Raw genomic sequence first — 20,522 nt, 5'->3', positions numbered from 1 at the left:
TAGTTCACGGTACTCACTCCTCAGACATCCAAGTGCGAAGAAGCTTGGCGAATTCTTCTGGATTGCTCTCTGCCAATTTCTCCAACTGTTTCTTCTTGACGGCGCCTTCGCCCCGCTCTTCGAGATCGAGGTCCGGCACTTCGTCCTCATACGGTACTTCCCATTCGTTCGTCTCGCTGAGCGGTTCTTGTTTCCGTTTCCGGAGTGCGAAGAACACGAGGGCGAGAAGCAGGACGGCACCGGCCGCAGCCGCATACATCCACCACTGCGTCGGTTGCTCGACTGTGGCCGCTTCTTGCGTTTCGGCGAACGGACGTGAGACGACGACGACTTTTTGTTCGAGCTCGACCTCGGTGAGCGCCTCCCCCGTCTTGGCGAGCGACGTCCGGATGATCGAATACATCATCGTCTCAAGGTCGCCTTCAAGTTGCGGGTCGATCGTCGTCGCACCGTTCGGCGGCTCGACGATGAGCTGGACGCCGAGGTCGCGAATCGTGTACGGCGCATTTTGGATTTGTTTCGTAATGCGGTTCACTTCATAGTTGATGATCTCGTGGTTCTTCTCGCTCTCTTCGGTCCCGTTTCCGGTCGCGGCCGGGAAGTTAACGGTGTCGTTCTCAGCCGTTCCCGCCGCAGTCGTCGTTCCGGTACCGCCCGTGTACGCTTCAGCGATCCGTTCGGCTGACGTGACGATGCCTTCCATGCTGTCTTCGTTGACAGGGGTGACAAGATTTTGTTCTTCTGCCGTCTGCGTCGTATCGATATCGGCTGTGACCGATACGAGGACGCTCCGCTCACCGAGCAGCACGGACAACATCTGCTGAATTTGTTGACGGACATCTTTCTCGACTTGGCGCTTCAAGGCGAGCGGGTCAGACGAACCGCCTCCGGCCATCGTCGACTGGTCCAAGTCGTAATACGTGAAGTATTGGTCCATGATCGAGATGTTCTCCGGCTTCAAGTTCGGCACACTCTTACTGATCAAGTGGTATAACCCTTTGACCGTCGCCGGCTCCAAACTCGTGCCGGCCCCGAGGTTCAAGACGATCGACGCCGTCGGCTCGCCTTGGTCTTCAGCCAAGAACACTGATTTTTCCGGCAAGGAAATAATGACTTTCGCTTGGTTGATGCCTTCGATTTGCGTAATCAATCGTTCGAGCTCGGTTTGCATCGCACTCCGCTCGATGACGGCCATCTCCCGGTCTGTCGTTCCAAAACCGGCGTTGTCACTGAAAAAGCTATAATCGATGGCACCCGATTTCGGGATACCGGCTGCCGCCAAGTTTACTTTCAACTGGTCGACCCGTTCACTCGGTACGTAAACGCTCACACCGTTCGATGTCGCCTTGATCTCTGACTTCACACCGTCGGCCGTCAGTTTTTCCGTCACTTCTCCCGCTTCTTGTGCCGACAAGTTTGTATACAGCGGCGCCATATTCGGCCGAGCGAGTAACATAGTGAGGACCACCGCGACGAGAAGTACGCCGGCGATGACGATGCCCCAAAAGATTTTGCGGTTCGCAGGCATCTCCTTGATCGAACCGGTCAGTGAACTGAATCGTTCTTTTAACTTATCATTCATCGCAACTCGTCATCCTCTACATTAAACTTGCATTCGCATCATTTCTTGATAAGCTTCGACAGCCTTGTTCCGCACCTCTATCGCGAGTTGCATCGCAATCGACGACTCTTCGCTTTGAATCATCACTTGGTGAAGGTCCGCCTTGCCGACGGCCAAGTCAGCCCGAGCCGCGCTCGTCGCTTGTTGCACGTCGTTCAACGACCGCATCGCCTCGTTCAAGTACGATCCAAACTGAGATGGGGTATCCTTCACGCTCGGAAGCGTGGTCGGTTGAGTTCCAATCATTGAAACCGGATTAATCTGCATAACTCGTCACTCCTTATCCTTTACCAATTTCCATTGCTTTGACGAGCATCGCTTTCGTCGCGTTCATCGCGGCGATGTTCGCCTCATACGAGCGAGTGGCGCCCATCAGGTCGACCATTTCTTTCAGCAAGTCCACGTTCGGCAACTGCACGTACCCACGCTCGTCCGCATCCGGATGGCTCGGGTCGTAAGATAGCTTGTACGGGGCTTCGTCCTCGACGATGCGTGCGACTTGCACCCCGCCCTTCACGGCGCCTGCCAATTGTTTTTGGAACGGCGCTTCCTGCAACACTGTCATCTTTCGTGTATACGGCTGCCACTCCCCATCGACGAGCTTGCCGCGTGTCGTCTGGGCGTTGGCGATGTTGGCCGACACCGTGTCCATGCGCAGTCGCTGTGACGTCAGTGCGGTGGCCGAAATATGAAAACTATCGAACATACCCATCGTTAACGGCCTCCTCGGATCACAGTCTTCAATCCGCCGAGCCGGCGGTTGAGCTGCTCCATCATCGCTTCATATTGCAACTGATTGCGGGCCAACTCGCTCATCTCGAAATCGAGGTCGACGTTGTTCCCGTCACTTCGCATCGCACCACCGGCACGGTCCACGATTTGTGTGCCCGCTCGTTCACTCGGACGTCCTCCGGCAAGTTTCAAGCGCATCTCGTTCGACAACGTCTGCTCGAAGACGGCTTGTTTCGCCCGGAAGTTCGGGGTATCGATATTCGACAAATTATGACTGATCACTTTTTGGTTCATGACCGAATGGTTGATGGCTTGCTTCATCAATTGATAGTCGGTGCCAATCCAGTTCATGCCGCTCACTCACTTTCTCATAAAGATGCATGTATATACCTTATTTGGAAATTCTACTATTACATTGAAACAAATCTGTAACAGTTCTGAAAGATATTTTTAGGAAAACAGGTAAATGGTGTCTCCTTATTTTGTCGAATTTACGACATATTCTGAAAATAATTACTTTTGCACTAAAAAACCCGCTCTTTCGTTAGAAAGAACGGGTTTATAGACCTAATCCATAGTCTGCCTTGGTGTTATCACACTTCTTTAGCAGAGATTTGTCTATTTCAATTCGATTTCAACTTCTGCAATTCAAACAAGAAATTATCATTCAATATCTTAATATACGTTCCTTTCATTCCAAGGGAACGAGATTCGATGACGCCGGCACTCTCGAGCTTACGGAGCGCGTTGACGATGACCGAACGAGTAATTCCCACTCTATCGGCAATTTTGGAAGCAACTAACAGCCCTTCATTACCGCCGAGCTCTTCGAAAATATGTTCGATCGCTTCAAGTTCCGAATACGAGAGGGAGTTGATCGCCATTTGAACGACCGCTTTCTTCCGGGCAGACGCCTCGGCTTCCGCCGCCTTCTCACGCAAGATTTCCATCCCTACGACCGTCGCGCTGTATTCTGCGAGCACGAGGTCGTCTTGTGTGAACTCGTTGTTCAAACGGCCGAGGACGAGTGTGCCGAGACGCTCTCCGCCTCCGATGATCGGGACGATCGTCGTTTTCGACTCGAGAAACAGTTCGCGGTTCTCGACCGGGAAGGCTGTATATTCGCTGTCGATGTCGATGTTCTCCGTCGTCTCTTTCACGTTGAACAAGTTCGACGCGTACGGTTCTGGGAACTGACGGTCGACGAGGAACGCCTTCATGCGTTCGTTCTCGATTTGTTGTTTGATCGCGAAGCCGAGCAGACGGCCGCGACGGCTGACGATGAACGTGTTCGCTTCAAGCACTTCACGCATCTTGTCGGCCATTTCTTTAAAGTCGACATGTGCGCTCGCCTCTTGTTGAAGCATCGTGTTCAATTGGCGTGTTTTATCTAGTAAGTTCATAATTCTAATTTTCCTCCCTGTATGTGCATACAGAATCTTATAGTATATATTGGCTAAGGTCTCGATCTTCAGCGATCGAGCCGACTTTCTCTTTTACATAGGCAGGCGTGATTTGAACGCTCGTCTGCGGCATATCGGCCGCCTCAAACGACAAGTCCTCGAGCACGCGCTCCATGATCGTATACAGGCGACGCGCGCCGATGTCATCGGTCTCCCGGTTGACGTGCGTGGCGATCCTCGCGATCTCTTCAATCGCCTCATGCGTGAACTCGACGCCGATTTCTTCCGACTCGAGCAACGCCGTGTACTGTTTAATAAGCGCCTGGGACGGCTCCGTCAAAATCTTCACGAAGTCTTCTTCGGTCAGGCTGCTCAATTCAACGCGGATCGGGAAACGTCCTTGAAGTTCCGGGATCAGATCGGATGGTTTCGCCATGTGGAACGCGCCAGCCGCGATGAAGAGGACGTGGTCCGTCTTGACCGGTCCGTACTTCGTGACGACCGTCGAACCTTCGACGATCGGCAAGATGTCGCGTTGTACCCCTTCACGGGAGACACCGGCGTGGTCTTGCGATTTCGTGGCGATCTTATCAATCTCATCGACGAAGATGATCCCCATTTGTTCGCTGCGCTGTACAGCCTCGTCATGGACTTCATTCATGTCGAGCAAGTTCTCGGCCTCTTCGGCGACGATGAGCGGTCGGGCTTCCCGGACAGGAAGCTTCCGTTTCTTCCGCTTTTTCGGGACGATTTGGCCGAGCATGTCTTGCAGATTCGACAATCCTTCCATCCCTTGGCCTTGGAACAAGTCAACCGTCTGTTTCTCTTCGAGGTTGACCTCGATCAAGCGGTCCTCTAACTCACCGAGCTCGAGTAAACGGCGCAGTTGCGAGCGGTCAGATGCTTGCTCGGTTGACGGTTCTTGCGGCTTTTGCGCCTGTCCGCCGAACAACGCCTCAAACGGGTTGGCCGTGGTCGGTTCGGCTTTGGCTTTCCCTTGCAACGCATCGAGAATTCGTTCTGTCGCAGCGGCCTCCGCCTCGTCTTTCACGCCTTCTTTCTTATCTTCTTTGACGAGACGAACCGATGCCTCGACGAGGTCACGCACCATCGACTCGACGTCACGGCCGACGTAGCCGACCTCGGTGAACTTCGTCGCCTCGACTTTAATGAACGGCGCTCCGACGAGCTTGGCAAGCCGACGGGCGATCTCGGTCTTCCCGACGCCGGTCGGTCCGATCATTAAAATGTTTTTCGGCGTGACTTCGTCGCGCAAGTCCGCACTCAGTTTTTGACGACGGTAGCGGTTGCGAAGCGCAATCGCGACTGCCCGCTTCGCATCTTTTTGTCCGATGACGAACCGGTCTAGCTCCGACACGATTTGGCGTGGTGTCAATTCACGTTTCATTTTGAATCGCCTCCGATCGTTTCTACGATGACTTGGTCGTTCGTATAGACGCACAACTCTCCGGCAATCTCGAGAGCGGCCCGGGCAATCTCTTCGGCCGACTTCTCCGGTGAGTACCGGACGAGCGCCCGGCCGGCCGCAAGGGCGTAGTTCCCGCCCGAGCCGATGGCAAGAATCCCGTCATCCGGTTCGATGACCTCCCCGTTTCCAGAGACGAGCAACAGATGCTCGTCGTCCATGACGATGAGTAACGCCTCGAGTTGACGAAGCATCTTGTCACCGCGCCACTCTTTCGCGAGTTCGACGGCCGCCCGAGGAAGGTTGCCGTTATACATCTCAAGCTTCGACTCGAACTTTTCGAATAGTGTGAACGCATCAGCGACGCTGCCGGCAAATCCGGCTACGACTTTACCGCCGTAGAGCCGGCGCACTTTCTTCGCCTTGTTCTTCATGATGACGGCGTTGCCGAGTGTGACTTGCCCGTCGCCGCTCATCGCGCCTTTGCCTTCATGACGGACAGCGAAAATCGTTGTTGCATGGAACATAGTATGACCCCCTACTTTCTCGGATGTGTAGCTTGATAGACCGCCCGCAGTCGTTCCGTCGAGACGTGAGTGTATCTGCCTGTCGTCGACAACGACTCATGGCCGAGCAGTTCTTGGACGGCACGCAAGTCCGCACCGCGCTCGAGCATGTCGGTCGCGAAACTGTGACGGAGCGAGTGTGGCGTCAACGGCTTCTGAAGACCGCCCCGTTTTCTGAGCCGCTTCATCATGTAACGAATTTGGTCTGTTGTCACTCGATTCCCTTTTTGACTGAGAAATAAAGCCGTTTCCTGTGCCCCAACATGCGTTTCCCGGACTTGCAAGTATCGGTCGAGCGCTGCCTTGGCGTACTGGCCGATCGGAACGTAGCGCTCTTTCTTCCCTTTTCCGATAACGTGGACGAAAGCGAGCGAGGCATCGTATGACGAGACATCCATCCCGCACAGCTCAGCGACACGGATGCCGGTGCCGTACAACATCTCGATGATGGCGACGTCCCGCGCTTGCAAAAACGGGTCGCTCTCCTCCGCTGCCAAGAGGAGCAATTGTTCAATCTCGCTCGGTACGGCAAACGTCGGAATCGTCTTGCGGCGTTTCGGTGACGTCAAGCCATGAAACAGCGGCTCGCCCCCGTTCTCACGTGCGACGAACTTCCCGAACTGTTTCAGGCAAGACACTTTTTGCGACACGGTCGAGGCCGCAGCCTCGGCCTCATAAAGCGCATATAAATAACGCCGCGCCGACTCCACATCATACGGTTCGAGATGTGTCGATTGGCAATATGCGGCGTACTGGTCGAGCGTCTGCTCATAAGAGCGTTTCGTGTGAGGCGACAGTCGTCGTTCGACTTGGCAATAGCGTAAAAATGATTGTTGATCCTCGCCGAATCCCATTCGCTCGCCCCCTTGTTTTTGGCATAAAAACGCCTGTTCCCGTCAAATCGAAATTAGCATAGCATACAGAATCGGAGGTGACAATAGAAACCCCTTCAATAATCTGAAAATTTTCAAAGTGTTGTACAAATTACACAATTGAAATTTAAATTCATGAAAAAGGAGCCAAAAAATGGCTCCTTTCCCTTAAATCTCTTTATACTGTTGAATCGTTTCGAGGGCACGGTTCGCGTACTTCTCGTAACGTTCTTGCTTCTTCATTTTTTTCGGTGCATCTTCGAGGGAAGGCACGAGACCGAAGTTAGCGTTCATCGGTTGGAAGTGCTTTCCGTCCGTTGTCGTGATGTAGTGCGCCATCGAACCGAGCATCGTCTCGCGTGGGAGGACGACGAGTTCTTCGCCTTGAATCAGTTTCGCTGCGTTGATTCCCGCGAGGAGACCTGAAGCGGCCGACTCGACGTAGCCTTCGACGCCAGTCATTTGTCCGGCGAAGAAGAGCGTGTCGCGCGTGCGCGCCTGGTAAGTCGGTTTCAACAAGTTCGGTGAGTTGATGAACGTGTTCCGGTGCATGACGCCGTAGCGGACGATCTCAGCGTTCTCAAGACCAGGGATGAGCTGGATGATTCGCTTTTGTTCGCCCCACTTCAAATGTGTCTGGAAACCGACCAAGTTGAAGAGGGTACCCGCCGAGTTGTCTTGACGGAGCTGGACGACCGCGTGCGGGCGTTTGCCCGTTTTCGGGTCTTCGAGTCCGACCGGTTTCATCGGTCCGAACAGAAGCGTCTTCTTGCCGCGTTGCGCGATCACCTCGAACGGCATGCAACCTTCGAAGTAAATTTCTTTCTCGAACTCTTTGAGCGGGACGACTTCGGCTTTGACGAGTTCATCGTAGAAGACGTCGAACTCTTCTTCTGTCATTGGACAGTTCAGATAAGCCGCTTCTCCTTTGTCGTACCTTGATTTCAAATAAACTTTTTCCCGGTCGATCGTCTCACCGTCAAGAATCGGCGCGGCCGCATCGTAGAAGTACAAGTAGTCTTCCCCGGTGAACGCCTTCAGTGACGCCGACAAGTCCGGAGACGTGAGCGGGCCAGTCGCCACGATGACGATGCCGTCTGGGATTTCTTGAATCTCTTCGTTATGCACGGTCACGTTCGGATGGTTTTTAAGGGTGTCCGTGACGAACCCGGCAAAGTCGTGGCGGTCGACGGCGAGTGCGCCGCCGGCAGGGACGCTCGCCGTGTCCGCCGCTTTTAAGATGAGCGAGTCGAGCGTGCGCATCTCTTCTTTCAATACACCGACTGCATTTTGCAGGCCGTTCGCCCGAAGCGAGTTCGAGCAGACGAGTTCCGCAAATTGATCGGTATGGTGTGCCGGTGTCTGACGGACCGGTCTCATTTCATACAAGTCGACTTGGATCCCGCGTTTCGCGAGTTGCCAAGCCGCCTCGGAGCCGGCAAGGCCGGCCCCAATCACAGTTACACGCTGTTGCAACATTAATCCTCCTCTTGCTGATGTACCTCGGTATGGGTACAGTTCGTACATTGATATTTGACGCCGTCCTTGATTTTCTTCTCGACCATCATCTTGCCGCACTCCGGACAAGGTTTCGCGACCGGTTTATCCCACGAGACGAACTCGCAGTCCGGATAGTTCGAGCAACCATAGAACAGACGGCCTTTCTTACTGCGTCGCTCGACGACTTGGCCGTCTTTGCAACTTGGGCAAGGGACACCGATTTCGACTTGGACGGGCTTCGTGTTCGTACAGTTCGGGAAACCAGAACATGCCATGAACTTGCCGTAACGTCCCATCTTGATGACCATCGGTGATCCACAAATCTCACAGTCGATTCCGGCCGGTTCGTCTTTCACTTCGATTTTCTCGATTTCCGATTCTGCACGCTTCAACCGTTTCTCGAAACTGCGATAGATCGGGGCCACGACATCCGTCCATGCGACTTCCTCATTCTCGATCGAGTCGAGGAGCGTCTCCATGTCCGCCGTGAACTGGACGGTAATGAAATCATTGAAGTACTCGTTGATCATCTCGATGACGAGTTCCCCGAGTTCGGTCGGGACGAACTTCTTCTCTTCTAGCACGACATAACCGCGCTTTTGAATCGTATCGAGCGTCGGGGCGTACGTCGACGGGCGACCGATGCCGAGCTCTTCCATCGCCCGGACGAGACGTGCTTCCGTATAACGCGGCGGCGGTTGCGTGAAGTGTTGTTTCGGTTCGATCGTATCGAATGCGACCGTGTCCTCTACTTCAAGCGGTGGGAGCAACCCTTCTTTCTCAGGGTTCGTGTCCTCGATATCTTCATCTTTCGACTCGATATACACTTTCATGAAACCTGGGAATTTGACGGTCGATCCGTTGGCACGGAAAATCATGCCGTTCGATTCCACATCGATTTTCACCGTGTCCAATACGGCCGGTGCCATCTGGCTCGCAACGAGGCGTTCCCAGATGAGTTTGTACAACCGGAGCTGGTCGCGTGACAAGTACGGCTTCATCGTCGCCGGGTCACGTAAAGCGGAAGTCGGGCGAATCGCTTCGTGGGCGTCTTGGGCGTTCGTCGCCTTCTTCTCTTTTTGTTTCTGTAAGGCGACATACTCTTCGCCGAACGTCGATTCGATGTACGACTTCGCTTCCGCTTTCGCCAAATCTGAGATTCGGGTCGAGTCGGTACGCATGTATGTGATCAAACCGACCGTTCCTTCTTTCTTACCGAGGTCGATCCCTTCATACAGTTGCTGTGCGAGCATCATCGTCTTCTTGGCTCGGAAGTTGAGCTTACGCGCCGCATCTTGTTGGAGTGAACTCGTCGTGAACGGAAGCGATGGATTTCGTTTCCGTTCTTTTTTCGTGACGTCGACGACTTTGAACGAATCCCCGATCGTCTCGAGCACTTTGTCCGCGTCCGCTTCTGTCTTCAGTTCCATCTTCTTCCCGTCTTTCCCGTAGAAAGATGTCTCGAACGTCTCACCGTCATGGTTGAGGGTAAGTTTGATCGTCCAATACTCTTCCGGGTCGAAGGCGTTGATTTCACGTTCGCGGTCGATGATCATTTTGACGGCTACCGACTGGACACGTCCGGCCGATAATCCTTTTTTCACTTTCTTCCATAACAATGGACTCATCCCGTATCCGACGAGGCGGTCCAAAATCCGACGGGCCTGTTGCGCGTCGACGAGGTCGTGATTGATTTTACGCGGGTGCTTGAACGATTCCTTGATCGCATCTTTCGTGATCTCGTTGAAGACGACACGACATTCCGTCGTCTCATCGACACCGAGGGCACGGGCCAAATGCCATGCGATCGCTTCCCCTTCGCGATCCGGGTCAGCCGCGAGGAATATTTTCGTCGCTTTTTTAGCGGCCGTCTTCAACTCTTTCAAGACCGGCCCTTTTCCACGGATCGTAATATACTTCGGTTCGAAGTCATGCTCGACGTCGACACCGAGTTGACTCTTCGGTAAATCGATGACGTGACCCATCGAGGCCTTGACCGTGTAATTCGATCCTAAATAACGTTTAATAGTTTTTGCTTTCGCAGGTGATTCGACGATCACCAAATATTTTGCCATACATCTGCTCCCCTTTTAGAGGTCATTTAAATCCCTACCATAATATTCATGTTCTCGATGATTTGTCAACGTGCAATCATGAGATCGTTCACAATTTGATCGGGATTCGTCAATGGAATCGCACCTTCTTCGATCAGTCGGTTCGGCCCGGCAGCGAGCGGATCGAGCGGACTTCCCGGAACCGCGAACACCGTTTTCCCTTGCTCGAGCGCATGACCGACCGTGTTCATCGTCCCGCTCTGCTGGCGACTTTGCACGACGACGAGTCGGTCACCGAGTCCGCTGACGAGACGGTTCCGTTCTAAAAATTGAAATTTCTTCACGGGTGTCTCAGGGACATACTCGCTGAGCAACAAACCGCCCCGCTCGATGTTTCTGAACAATTCTTGATGGGCGGTCGGATAGAGGTGCATAAAACCAGATCCGAGCACGGCGACGGTCGGACGTTGAAGCGACAGCGCGAGTTCATGCACGAGCCCGTCGATGCCGATCGCACCACCTGAAATCGAGACAGTTTCTTCTATTAAAGGATGTAAATATTCGACGAGCGGACGGCTAATACGATTCAATTCACGACTTCCGACCAATGCGGTCGTTCTTTCTTGTAGTACCTCTAAATCTCCTCGGTAAAACAAACAGTAAGGCGGATTCGGTATGTGTAACAACCGCTCCGGGAAAATTGGGTCTTCCCACGTGATAAAGTGACGGTACGTCTGCGTGCTCCGCAGCGCCCGTTCAACCTTTCTCGAGACGGAAGGCGCGGTGTGATAAAGATCGAGAGAACCGGACAAGTAGTGATGGACGAACTCGACAGGCAACCGTTCGGCTGCAAAACGGGCAATTGTTTGATTCATCACAATCTCCTTTATAAGAAAGAGGGATGAAGATTCATCCCTCTGACCGATTCGGCTTACGTCGTCGGTTGGCCCGTGACACAAGCTTCGTATAAACCTTTTTCTTTCAACACGCGGATGAGTGTCTCTCCGATGACAGCTGGTGTCTCGGCGACTTCAATGCCGTTGGCGTTGAGCGTCTTGATTTTCTCGGCAGCGGTACCTTTACCGCCCGAGATGATGGCGCCCGCATGGCCCATCCGTTTGCCTTCTGGAGCCGTTTGACCGCCGATGAAGCCGATGACCGGTTTCGTCATGTTCGCTTTCACCCATTCGGCCGCTTCTTCTTCGGCAGTTCCACCGATCTCACCGATCATGATGACGGCTTTCGTGTCGTCGTCTTCGTTGAACGCTTTGAGCGTGTCGATGAAGTTCGTTCCGTTGACCGGGTCGCCCCCGATGCCGACCGCCGTCGATTGACCGATGCCGGCCGTCGTCAACTGATGGACCGCCTCATACGTGAGCGTCCCTGAGCGTGACACGATGCCGACGTGACCTTTCGTGTGGATATAACCTGGCATGATGCCAAGTTTCGCTTCGCCTGGTGTGATGATACCCGGGCAGTTCGGACCGATCAAGCGAGTTGGTTTGTCTTCGAGATAACGGCTTACTTGAATCATGTCGATGACCGGGATGCCTTCTGTAATACAGATGATCAACTCGATGCCGCTGTCCGCTGCTTCCATGATCGAATCAGCCGCAAACGCCGGTGGCACGTAGATGATTGATGCGTTCGCACCTGTCGCTTCGACCGCATCAGAGACGGTGTTAAAGACAGGCACGTTATCGAGAACGGTCGTACCGCCTTTGCCCGGCGTGACCCCTCCGACTAGTTTCGTGTTATACGCTAACATCTGTTCGCCGTGGAACAGACCTTGTTTCCCCGTGATCCCTTGAATGATCACTTTTGTATCTTGATTCACCCAAATACTCATGTCGTTTCCCCCTTATCGAACGAGTGCCGCGATTTTTTCTGCCCCATCATCCATCGAGGTCGCAGAAGTGATCGCAAGTCCAGATTCATCGAGAATGCGTCTTCCCGCATCCACGTTTGTTCCTTCAAGGCGCACGACGAGAGGCAAGTCGAGGCCAACCTCTTTCGTCGCCGCGACGATGCCTTCAGCGATAATGTCGCACTTCATGATTCCTCCGAAGATGTTGACGAAAATACCTTTTACTTGGTCGTCCGACAAGATCAACTTGAACGCTTCGGTTACTTTCTCTTTCGTCGCACCGCCGCCTACGTCGAGGAAGTTGGCGGGTTCGGCGCCGTAGTGCTTGATGATATCCATCGTCGCCATGGCGAGCCCGGCTCCGTTGACGAGGCATCCGATATTCCCATCGAGCGCGATGTAACTAAGGTCGTGTTTTGACGCCTCGACTTCACGCGGGTCTTCTTCTGTCGTGTCTCGGAGGTCGAGAATGTCTGAATGACGGTAGAGCGCGTTGCTGTCGAAGTTGAGTTTCGCGTCGAGGGCGATGACGTTGCCGTCTTTCGTCGTGACGAGCGGGTTGATTTCCGCGATCGTGCAGTCCGTCTCGACGTATACTTTGTACAGTTTCATGACCATGTCACTGAACTTGTTGACGAGTTTCGTCGGTACTTCCATTTTGAACGCGAGTCGGCGAGCCTGGAACGGACGAAGTCCGACGACCGGGTCGACGATTTCTTTATGAATCTTCTCCGGTGTATGTTCAGCGACTTCTTCGATGTCCATACCACCTTCAGATGAACCCATGATGACAATTCGGCCGATCGAACGGTCAAGCACAAGTCCTAAGTAAAATTCTTGATCGATGGCAGAACCTTCTTCGATGTAGAGACGTTGAACGACTTTACCTTCAGGTCCTGTCTGATGCGTGACGAGCGTCTTGCCAAGAATCTCTGCTGCATACTGTTTGACTTCTTCATCCGTCTTCGCAAGTTTGACACCGCCGGCTTTACCGCGGCCCCCTGCGTGGATTTGTGCTTTGACTACTTTCAGTTCGCCGTCAAGCTTGGCGGCGGCGGCAACTGCCTCTTCAACCGTAAACGCCGGATAGCCCGTAGGTACGGCCACACCAAACGCACGAAGCAGTTCTTTTGCCTGATACTCATGGATATTCATTTCATTTCCCCCTTAGTCCCCTTTAATATCGGCACGTCTATTGTAACGAAAAACTGAAAGCGCTGTCTATCGTTCTTGCTTTAACTTTTCATCTTTTTTTCACATCTACCTCTAGACATCCTTGATTTTGTCTTGTTCCATCTGATAAAGAAACACGAACAGCTCGGCAATGACTTGATATAAGTCGTCCGGGATGTGCTCTTCGATGTGCAACGCACCGAGTAGAGACAAGAGAGCCGGGTCCTCATGGATCGGGACACCGTTCGCTTGCGCGAGCGCGAGCATCCGCTCGGCGACGAGCCCGCCGCCTTTGGCCACGACACGCGGTGACTCCATCGATTGCTCATACGATAAGGCGATCGCTTGTTTTCGTTCCGTCATATGCGCCGGTCCACCTTTCCAAGCGGTGCGAACACTTCTGGCACCGACTCTACTTGATCTTCGAAGACGAATCGGGAAAGCTCGTAGCCGTTTGCCTTCAGCGCCGCGCCGAGCACTGGCTCATAGGCATGAACGAACGGGGAAAGGTCATGTCTTTCATTGAACACTTTCACCGTGATATGTCGCTTTTGCACGAGCAAGTCGATGCCCGTCTCACCGTACCGTGGCGTCTCTAGAAACAAGACGATGCGGGCATGGTCTGAGTCGACCATATCCCGTTTCGGCGCCTCGAGACGAAACCGCACGTGTTCAAACGGCCCCAAATGCGGTATGTGAAATGAGTGAGCGACAAACGGCGGCGTCTGGACCGCATTGAACGTCTCCTGCGCCTTGACGAACTGCTCGAACTTCGCGTCCCCTTTTACTTTGAACAAGTCACCGACCAACTGCTTCAAGTCGGCCCCGGCCCCGCTCTCAAGCAGTTTTTGACCTTGCGCCTTGAGCGGTTCCGGTGTGTCGAGCGGTTGCCTGGCGAGACGGGCGAGTTCGGTCGTGAGCAAAGCGAGCGGCGAGCGGACCGTTTGTCCGTCCGGCGCTTGCGGCACGACTTTTAAGACGAGCTTCGGCTCGAGCTCGGTGACGACCATCTTATACGTCACGTTTTCTTTGACGTCGGCGTTCACCCCGACACGGAACAGCCCTTGCGGCAGTTGCATGACCGCCTCATTGCCAGGCAACAGTTGCAGCACCCGACCGACGACCGTGTTGCCGAGAAGCAACGGCCGTGAGGTTTGTTCGGTCACTTTGAACGGCATGACCCCTTGGTGGTCGATCCGCATCCGGCTCCCTCCTTCACATATGTTTGATCGGGGCGAACGACTTCCGGTGAATCGGTGTGATCCCGTGTTCCGCAAGCCCCGTCAAATGATCTTTCGTCCCGTAGCCCGCGTTCCGTTCAAAACCGTAACCCGGGTACAAGACGGCATAGTCTTCCATCATCTTGTCACGCATGACTTTGGCGACGACGCTCGCCGCCGCGATCGAGACGCTCAACGTGTCGCCTTTGACGAGCGACGTCTGCTTCGTGTCGAGGTCGAGTGTCATCGCGTCGACTAACAGCGCGTCGACACCGTCGAGCCGACGGACCGCCTCCATCATCGCGAGCTTCGTCGCTTCATATATGTTGATTTGATCAATCGTCGGCGCGTCGACGATTCCGACCCCGACGACCGCTTGCTCGAGAATTTCCGAATATGCCCGTTCTCGCGCCGATTTCGTCATCTGCTTCGAATCGTTGAGGCCGGGACTATAAAATCCTTCCGGCAAGATGACCGCTGCCGCGACGACCGGTCCGGCGAGCGGTCCCCGGCCGACTTCATCGACGCCGGCGACCCGGACGAATCCATCCGCCCGAAGCGCCGCTTCGTGCTTGGACCGGCGGACAAAGTCGTCACGGAGCGCTTGATCGGCCTCGAAACGACGCTCACGTTGCCGTAGGAGCGCTTGCACCCCGGTTCTCGGGTCATTGCCTAGCTCGCGCTTCACGTCTTCCCACTCCTCATATCGGACGGTCTGAAGCCGTTGTTTAATCTGTTGAATCGTCACATTGTGCCTCCTATCCAAAAAAGCCCTGTTTGCACAGGGCTTCACGCCATCTCATGGTCGGCCGGGGTCTCAAGAGAGATTCGACCGATCTTTTCGTGACGCAACTCGTTTAACAACAATTCGCTCGCTTTCTCAAAATCGACGTAGCCGCCGCTGATGAGTCCGCGTTTCTTGCCGATCTGTTCAAGCAGTTCGACCGCGTCCTCCGGCAACTCATCGAGTTTGAAGCGGTCCTTCAACTGTTCCGGATACCGCGCCCGAAGCTCGCGTGCCGTGTACATGGCAATATCGTCCAAGTTCAAGATCTCGTCCTTGATCGCCCCTGTCGCCGCTAAGCGATAGCCGACGAGCTGGTCCTCGAACTTCGGCCACAAAATTCCCGGTGTATCGAGCAGCTCCATCTCGCCGCCTTTCATCTTAATCCATTGCTGGCGCTTCGTCACACCCGGGCGGTCACCCGTGATGGCGATGTTGCGTCCGGCGAGACGGTTGATGAGCGTCGACTTCCCGACGTTCGGGATACCGATGATGAGGGCACGGATCGGGCCAGGGTTGCGGCCTTTCTCGCGCATGCGGTCGTGCTTTTCTTTCATGAGCTTCTCGGCGCCCGTCATGAGCTGCTTCAAGCCTTTGCTATGCTTCGAATCGACGGCGACGACTTCGACATCGTCACGCTTGAACGCTTGGAGCCAAGCGTCCGTCACGACAGGATCGGCCATGTCGGCTTTATTGAGCACGATGAGCCGCGGTTTGCCCGCCGTGATCTCATCGACGATCGGGTTTCGGCTCGACTGCGGGACACGTGCATCGACGAGTTCGATGACGACATCGATCAGCTTGATTTTTTCTGTTACTTGTCTTCTTGCTTTGGCCATGTGGCCAGGAAACCATTGAATTGCCAAAAAAACACCACCTTATTCTTCTACCGTCCCGAAGTCGTCTAGCGGCCAGAACACGAAGTTCGTTTTGCCGACGACATCCTCTTTCGAGACGAGACCGATTTCTCGGCTATCTTTCGAGTTTTGTCGATTGTCACCCATGACGAAGTAATGGTCGTCCGGGACGACCGACTCGCCCGTCACTTGTTCAAGCGTAAAGTTCTCAGTGAGCGGGAATCCGTTCATTTGGGCGCGGAAATCGTCCAAATACGGCTCCTCGACCGCCTCCCCGTTCAAAAGGAGCGTATCGTCACGATATTCAAGCGTGTCGCCAGGGATGGCGATGACGCGTTTGATGTAATCTTTCGATTCGGTCGCATGGAAGACGATGATGTCCCCACGATCGAGCTCTCCGATATAGTTCGAGATCTTACTGACGATCATACGATCGGCATTTTGGAGCGTCGGCATCATCGATTCGCCTTCGACGATGACAGGTACAAAGATGAACGTCCGGATCACGAACGCGATGACGAGCGCTACAACGATCGCCTTAATCCAACTGAACACTTCTTTCAACATGCCTCACTCCTCTGTCCGTTTGAACTTATTGTACTAGAAAAAAAGAAGCTTGTCGCAAGCGACAAGCTTAATCCCCATCTTAACGACGGATTTCTTTAATACGTGCTGCTTTACCGCGAAGGTTGCGGAGGTAGTAAAGTTTCGCACGGCGGACTTTACCGTAACGAACGACTTCGATTTGCGCGACACGTGGTGAGTGAAGCGGGAATGCACGCTCAACACCTACGCCGTAAGAGATCTTACGGACTGTGAATGTTTCGCTGATGCCGCCACCTTTACGCTTGATGACTACGCCTTCGAAGATCTGGATACGCTCGCGCGTTCCCTCTACGACTTTAACGTGGACACGTACTGTGTCACCAGGACGGAAAGCAGGTACGTCCGATTTGAATTGTTCTTCTGTGATTTCACGGAACAGTTTTTGTGTGTTCATGAATGTATTCTCCTTTTTCTTCAATGTTCATATCTTCATATGCCCAGGCATCCAATAGCGGAACATCGGTAATCGGCGGGGTTAACCCACATGCTCAAACATAGCATAAATTGTTCAATCGCGCAACGACTCGAGAAACTTTTTATCGGTTTCCGTCAATCCGGCCTGCTCGAGCAAATCGGGCCGGCGCCGATGCGTCCGCAACAGCGACTGCTCCCGGCGCCACGTCTCGATTTTCGCATGATTGCCCGACAACAAGACGTCAGGCACCTTCAAGCCGCGAAAGTCGGCAGGACGCGTGTAATGCGGGTATTCGAGCAGTCCGGTCGAGAACGAATCGTCCTCATGGCTCGCCTGGGCCCCTAAGACGTCAGGCAACAGGCGGACCGTCGCATCGATCATGACCATCGCCGCGAGTTCACCGCCGGTCAAGACGAAGTCCCCGATCGACACTTCGTCTGTCGCGAGTTCATCATGAATCCGTTGGTCGAACCCTTCGTAATGACCGCACAAAAAGATGAGATGGTCTTCCTTCGCCCATTCCTCGGCCACACGTTGGGTGAACGGTCGGCCCGTAGGTGTCGTGATGATGACCCGGGGCCGCGTCTTCTCGATCGCGTCGTACGCGTCGAAGATCGGTTGGGGCGTCAGCAACATGCCCGCTCCCCCGCCGTACGGATAGTCATCGACTTTCTGATGCTTGTTCGTCGAATAGTCACGGAAATTGATGTAGTTCACTTCTAGTTGTCCGATCGTGCGCGCCCGTCCGACGATTGAATGGTCGAGCGGGGCGAACATGTCGGGGAAAAGTGTCAAGACATCAATCTTCATCGTCGATCATTCCCGGAATCGGGGTGATGATGACACGCTTCGCATCCACGTCGATCTCACTTACGACCGACTCGATGTACGGGATGAGCGCGTCCGGTTTGCCAGGGCGCTTGATGACCCAGACGTCATTCGCGCCTGTCTCAAAGATGTCGTCGACGACGCCGATGACGTTCCCGTCGACGATCGCCTCGCAGCCGATGATCTCATGGTAATAAAATTCATGTTCCGGAAGCTCATGCACATGCTCGGCATGGACGTACAGCTTCATCCCTTTATACTTCTCGACAAGGTTGATGTTCTCGAGCCCTTTGAACGTGACGAGATGGAACTGTTTGTGCGGACGATACGTCGTCACTTCAAACGGCATCTTCTTACCGTCGACGTCCAGATAGAGCGTACTGCCCTTTTTAAAGCGCTCCTCGGGGAAATCGGTGGCGGCGAGCACTTTCAGCTCCCCTTTTAACCCGTGCGTATTGGCAATCTTTCCAACGTACAACCAATCCATTGTATCCCTCCTCACAAAAATAGGCCGACCCCATAAAAGGTCGGCCACAGCATTACTTCGCGTTTTTCGCGTTGTGGAATTTCTCCATGATCCCTGCTTTAGAGAACAAGTTACGAACTGTGTCAGATGGCTTAGCGCCGTCTGCCAACCATTTGAGAGCGAGTTCTTCGTCGATGCGAACTTCTGCTTCAGGTTTTGCAACCGGGTTGTAGTGTCCTACTTGCTCGATGAAGCGGCCATCACGTGGTGAACGTGAATCAGCGACAACGATCCGGTAAAAAGGTGATTTTTTTGCGCCCATGCGCTTGAGACGAATTTTAACTGCCATGGTAATATACCTCCATCATGTGTTTAAGAATTGACAACTTTAATAGTATACTGCTTTTTCGTCCGACTGACAAAAGTTTTATTAGAAGAATGGAAGACCGAGGCCTTTTTTCTTCCCTTTCATTTGTCCCGACATTTGCTTCATCAGCTTCTTCATGTCGTCGAACTGTTTGATGAGACGGTTCACTTCCTGGATGGAGCGACCGCTTCCTTTTGCGATTCGCTTACGACGACTCGCGTTGAGCACTTCTGGATTCGCGCGCTCATGCTTCGTCATCGAGCGGATGATCGCCTCGACGTGATCGAGTTGTTTCTCGTCGATTTGGACGTTCTTCAACCCTTTCATCTTACCTGCACCAGGTAACATCGAAAGTAACTCATCAATCGGGCCCATGTTTTTCACTTGACCCAATTGCTCGATAAAATCATCGAACGTGAACGATGCATCGCGCATTTTGCTCTCGAGCTCTTTGGCGGCATCTTGGTCCATCTGTGACTCGGCTTTTTCAATGAGCGTGAGCACATCTCCCATTCCGAGAATCCGTGACGCCATGCGTTCCGGATGGAAAGGTTCGAGGGCATCCAACTTTTCACCGAGACCGACGAATTTAATCGGCGCTCCCGTGACTGCCTTAATTGAAAGGGCTGCCCCTCCGCGTGTGTCTCCGTCGAGCTTTGTGAGCACGACCCCGGTAATCCCGAGCAACTCATTGAAACTGTCGGCCACGTTGACCGCATCTTGTCCCGTCATCGCATCGACGACGAGGAAGATTTCATTTGGTTTGGCGATCGCTTTCACGTTTTCGAGCTCACCCATGAGCGTCTCGTCAATGTGAAGGCGACCGGCCGTATCTATCAACACGAAATCGTGATGATTTGTTTTGGCGTGCTCGAGCGCTTTCGTCACAATCTCTTCCGGTTTCACTTGATCGCCAAGTGAGAAGACCGGTAAATCGAGCTGTTTGCCGAGCGTCTCGAGCTGCTTGATGGCCGCGGGACGATAAATATCGGCCGCGACGAGGAGCGGACTCCGGTTATGCTTTTTGCGAATCAAGTTCGCTAGCTTGCCGGTCGTCGTCGTTTTCCCCGCACCTTGTAATCCGACCATCATGACGACCGTCGGCGGTTTCGAACTAAAGGTGATCGGGACGACATCGCTACCCATCAAAGTCGTTAGCTCTTCGTGAACGATTTTGACGACTTGTTGTCCTGGCGTCAACGATCTCATGACGTCTTGGCCGATGGCCCGTCCTTTCACGTCGTTGACGAACTGTTTGACGACTTTAAAGTTGACGTCGGCTTCAAGGAGCGCGAGGCGAACTTCACGCATCATCTCTTTGACATCAGCCTCTGAGATTTTTCCTTTGCCGCGCATCTTCGCAAGTGACGCCTGCAATCGTTCTGATAATCCTTCAAATGCCATGCTTCAGCCCCCTACTCTAAATTCTCAAGCGCCGAAATTGTCTCCGTCGCGTCGGGTGAAAGCTCGACTTGACGTTTGAGCGTCTGGAGCAGAAGTTGACGCTGTTCGTGTTTCGTGAACAACTCTAATTTCTCCTCGTACTGCTCGAGCATCATTTCAGTACGCTTTATGTTATCGTAGACCGCTTGACGGCTGACTTCGAACTCTTCCGCAATCTCTCCGAGCGAAAAGTCATCTAGGTAATAAAGAGACATATAGTTGCGCTGTTTCGGCGTGAGAAGCGCTTGATAAAAATCGAATAAATAATTCATTCGATTCGTCTTTTCGAGCGACATCCGTTCCACCTCCACATGTTAAGTGA

General features: G+C 53.5%; 24 protein-coding genes. All 24 read right to left on the bottom strand.

Annotation, left to right across the window (positions count from 1 at the left end):
* Window positions 1-13: 13 nt before the first annotated feature.
* A complete protein-coding gene (gene fliF / locus JJU47_RS10995) occupies window positions 14-1,582 on the bottom strand; it encodes a flagellar basal-body MS-ring/collar protein FliF (protein WP_228619316.1) in 1,569 nt (522 codons plus the stop codon).
* Between the two features lie 21 nt (window positions 1,583-1,603).
* On the bottom strand, window positions 1,604-1,888 hold the full coding sequence (gene fliE, locus JJU47_RS10990) for a flagellar hook-basal body complex protein FliE (RefSeq protein ID WP_024370100.1): 285 nt from the start codon (window positions 1,886-1,888) through the stop codon (window positions 1,604-1,606).
* Between the two features lie 13 nt (window positions 1,889-1,901).
* Window positions 1,902-2,333 carry a flagellar basal body rod protein FlgC gene (flgC, locus tag JJU47_RS10985; protein WP_024370099.1) on the bottom strand — a complete coding sequence of 144 codons (432 nt, stop codon included), beginning with the start codon at window positions 2,331-2,333 and terminating at the stop codon, window positions 1,902-1,904.
* Between the two features lie 2 nt (window positions 2,334-2,335).
* A complete protein-coding gene (gene flgB / locus JJU47_RS10980) occupies window positions 2,336-2,704 on the bottom strand; it encodes a flagellar basal body rod protein FlgB (protein ID WP_228619313.1) in 369 nt (122 codons plus the stop codon).
* A 272-nt stretch (window positions 2,705-2,976) separates the two neighbouring features.
* Window positions 2,977-3,756 (bottom strand): GTP-sensing pleiotropic transcriptional regulator CodY, encoded by a 780-nt coding sequence (gene codY / locus JJU47_RS10975; RefSeq protein ID WP_024370097.1) that lies wholly within the window; start codon window positions 3,754-3,756, stop codon window positions 2,977-2,979.
* Between the two features lie 37 nt (window positions 3,757-3,793).
* Window positions 3,794-5,164: an ATP-dependent protease ATPase subunit HslU gene (gene hslU, locus JJU47_RS10970; RefSeq protein ID WP_228619311.1), complete on the bottom strand. Its 1,371-nt coding sequence runs from the start codon at window positions 5,162-5,164 to the stop codon at window positions 3,794-3,796.
* Entirely contained in the window at window positions 5,161-5,709 is a 549-nt protein-coding gene (gene hslV / locus JJU47_RS10965; protein WP_228619309.1) for an ATP-dependent protease subunit HslV, read from the bottom strand. Before hslV ends, hslU begins: the two co-directional genes overlap by 4 nt.
* An 11-nt stretch (window positions 5,710-5,720) precedes the next feature.
* On the bottom strand, window positions 5,721-6,602 hold the full coding sequence (locus tag JJU47_RS10960) for a tyrosine recombinase XerC (RefSeq protein ID WP_228619306.1): 882 nt from the start codon (window positions 6,600-6,602) through the stop codon (window positions 5,721-5,723).
* 186 nt (window positions 6,603-6,788) lie between these two features.
* Complete coding sequence (gene trmFO, locus JJU47_RS10955) at window positions 6,789-8,099, bottom strand: FADH(2)-oxidizing methylenetetrahydrofolate--tRNA-(uracil(54)-C(5))-methyltransferase TrmFO (protein ID WP_228619304.1); 1,311 nt, start codon at window positions 8,097-8,099, stop codon at window positions 6,789-6,791.
* Window positions 8,099-10,195, bottom strand: coding sequence for a type I DNA topoisomerase (gene topA / locus JJU47_RS10950; RefSeq protein WP_228619296.1), 2,097 nt, complete (start codon window positions 10,193-10,195; stop codon window positions 8,099-8,101). The genes trmFO and topA overlap by 1 nt, the downstream gene beginning before the upstream one ends.
* A gap of 65 nt (window positions 10,196-10,260) precedes the next feature.
* Window positions 10,261-11,049: a DNA-processing protein DprA gene (locus JJU47_RS10945; RefSeq protein ID WP_228619293.1), complete on the bottom strand. Its 789-nt coding sequence runs from the start codon at window positions 11,047-11,049 to the stop codon at window positions 10,261-10,263.
* A 56-nt stretch (window positions 11,050-11,105) separates the two neighbouring features.
* Window positions 11,106-12,023 (bottom strand): succinate--CoA ligase subunit alpha, encoded by a 918-nt coding sequence (gene sucD, locus JJU47_RS10940; RefSeq protein WP_228619290.1) that lies wholly within the window; start codon window positions 12,021-12,023, stop codon window positions 11,106-11,108.
* Window positions 12,024-12,035: 12 nt separating this feature from the next.
* Window positions 12,036-13,196: an ADP-forming succinate--CoA ligase subunit beta gene (sucC, locus tag JJU47_RS10935; RefSeq protein WP_228619288.1), complete on the bottom strand. Its 1,161-nt coding sequence runs from the start codon at window positions 13,194-13,196 to the stop codon at window positions 12,036-12,038.
* Window positions 13,197-13,307: 111 nt separating this feature from the next.
* A complete protein-coding gene (locus tag JJU47_RS10930; RefSeq protein ID WP_228619286.1) occupies window positions 13,308-13,577 on the bottom strand; it encodes an EscU/YscU/HrcU family type III secretion system export apparatus switch protein in 270 nt (89 codons plus the stop codon).
* A complete protein-coding gene (locus JJU47_RS10925; protein WP_228619283.1) occupies window positions 13,574-14,416 on the bottom strand; it encodes a hypothetical protein in 843 nt (280 codons plus the stop codon). Before JJU47_RS10925 ends, JJU47_RS10930 begins: the two co-directional genes overlap by 4 nt.
* 13 nt (window positions 14,417-14,429) lie before the next feature.
* Complete coding sequence (locus JJU47_RS10920) at window positions 14,430-15,182, bottom strand: ribonuclease HII (RefSeq protein WP_228619281.1); 753 nt, start codon at window positions 15,180-15,182, stop codon at window positions 14,430-14,432.
* A 41-nt stretch (window positions 15,183-15,223) separates the two neighbouring features.
* Complete coding sequence (gene ylqF / locus JJU47_RS10915; protein WP_228619278.1) at window positions 15,224-16,084, bottom strand: ribosome biogenesis GTPase YlqF; 861 nt, start codon at window positions 16,082-16,084, stop codon at window positions 15,224-15,226.
* A gap of 12 nt (window positions 16,085-16,096) precedes the next feature.
* Entirely contained in the window at window positions 16,097-16,642 is a 546-nt protein-coding gene (lepB, locus tag JJU47_RS10910; RefSeq protein WP_228619276.1) for a signal peptidase I, read from the bottom strand.
* A gap of 79 nt (window positions 16,643-16,721) precedes the next feature.
* Window positions 16,722-17,075, bottom strand: a complete 354-nt coding sequence (gene rplS, locus JJU47_RS10905) for a 50S ribosomal protein L19 (protein WP_015881369.1) — start codon at window positions 17,073-17,075, stop codon at window positions 16,722-16,724.
* 114 nt (window positions 17,076-17,189) lie between these two features.
* Window positions 17,190-17,906 carry a tRNA (guanosine(37)-N1)-methyltransferase TrmD gene (gene trmD / locus JJU47_RS10900; protein ID WP_228619274.1) on the bottom strand — a complete coding sequence of 239 codons (717 nt, stop codon included), beginning with the start codon at window positions 17,904-17,906 and terminating at the stop codon, window positions 17,190-17,192.
* Window positions 17,896-18,411 (bottom strand): ribosome maturation factor RimM, encoded by a 516-nt coding sequence (gene rimM / locus JJU47_RS10895; protein ID WP_228619272.1) that lies wholly within the window; start codon window positions 18,409-18,411, stop codon window positions 17,896-17,898. Before rimM ends, trmD begins: the two co-directional genes overlap by 11 nt.
* 52 nt (window positions 18,412-18,463) lie before the next feature.
* Window positions 18,464-18,739: a 30S ribosomal protein S16 gene (gene rpsP, locus JJU47_RS10890; protein WP_114165525.1), complete on the bottom strand. Its 276-nt coding sequence runs from the start codon at window positions 18,737-18,739 to the stop codon at window positions 18,464-18,466.
* An 81-nt stretch (window positions 18,740-18,820) separates the two neighbouring features.
* Window positions 18,821-20,161 carry a signal recognition particle protein gene (ffh, locus tag JJU47_RS10885; RefSeq protein ID WP_228619270.1) on the bottom strand — a complete coding sequence of 447 codons (1,341 nt, stop codon included), beginning with the start codon at window positions 20,159-20,161 and terminating at the stop codon, window positions 18,821-18,823.
* Window positions 20,162-20,172: 11 nt separating this feature from the next.
* Window positions 20,173-20,496: a putative DNA-binding protein gene (locus JJU47_RS10880; protein WP_228619267.1), complete on the bottom strand. Its 324-nt coding sequence runs from the start codon at window positions 20,494-20,496 to the stop codon at window positions 20,173-20,175.
* Between the last annotated feature and the right edge of the window lie 26 nt (window positions 20,497-20,522).

The organism is Exiguobacterium sp., from assembly GCF_020832205.1.
In the GTDB taxonomy this organism is placed as follows: domain Bacteria; phylum Bacillota; class Bacilli; order Exiguobacteriales; family Exiguobacteriaceae; genus Exiguobacterium.
The sequence above is the reverse complement of the archived record's forward strand: the minus strand, read 5'-3'. Positions and strand labels throughout refer to the sequence as shown.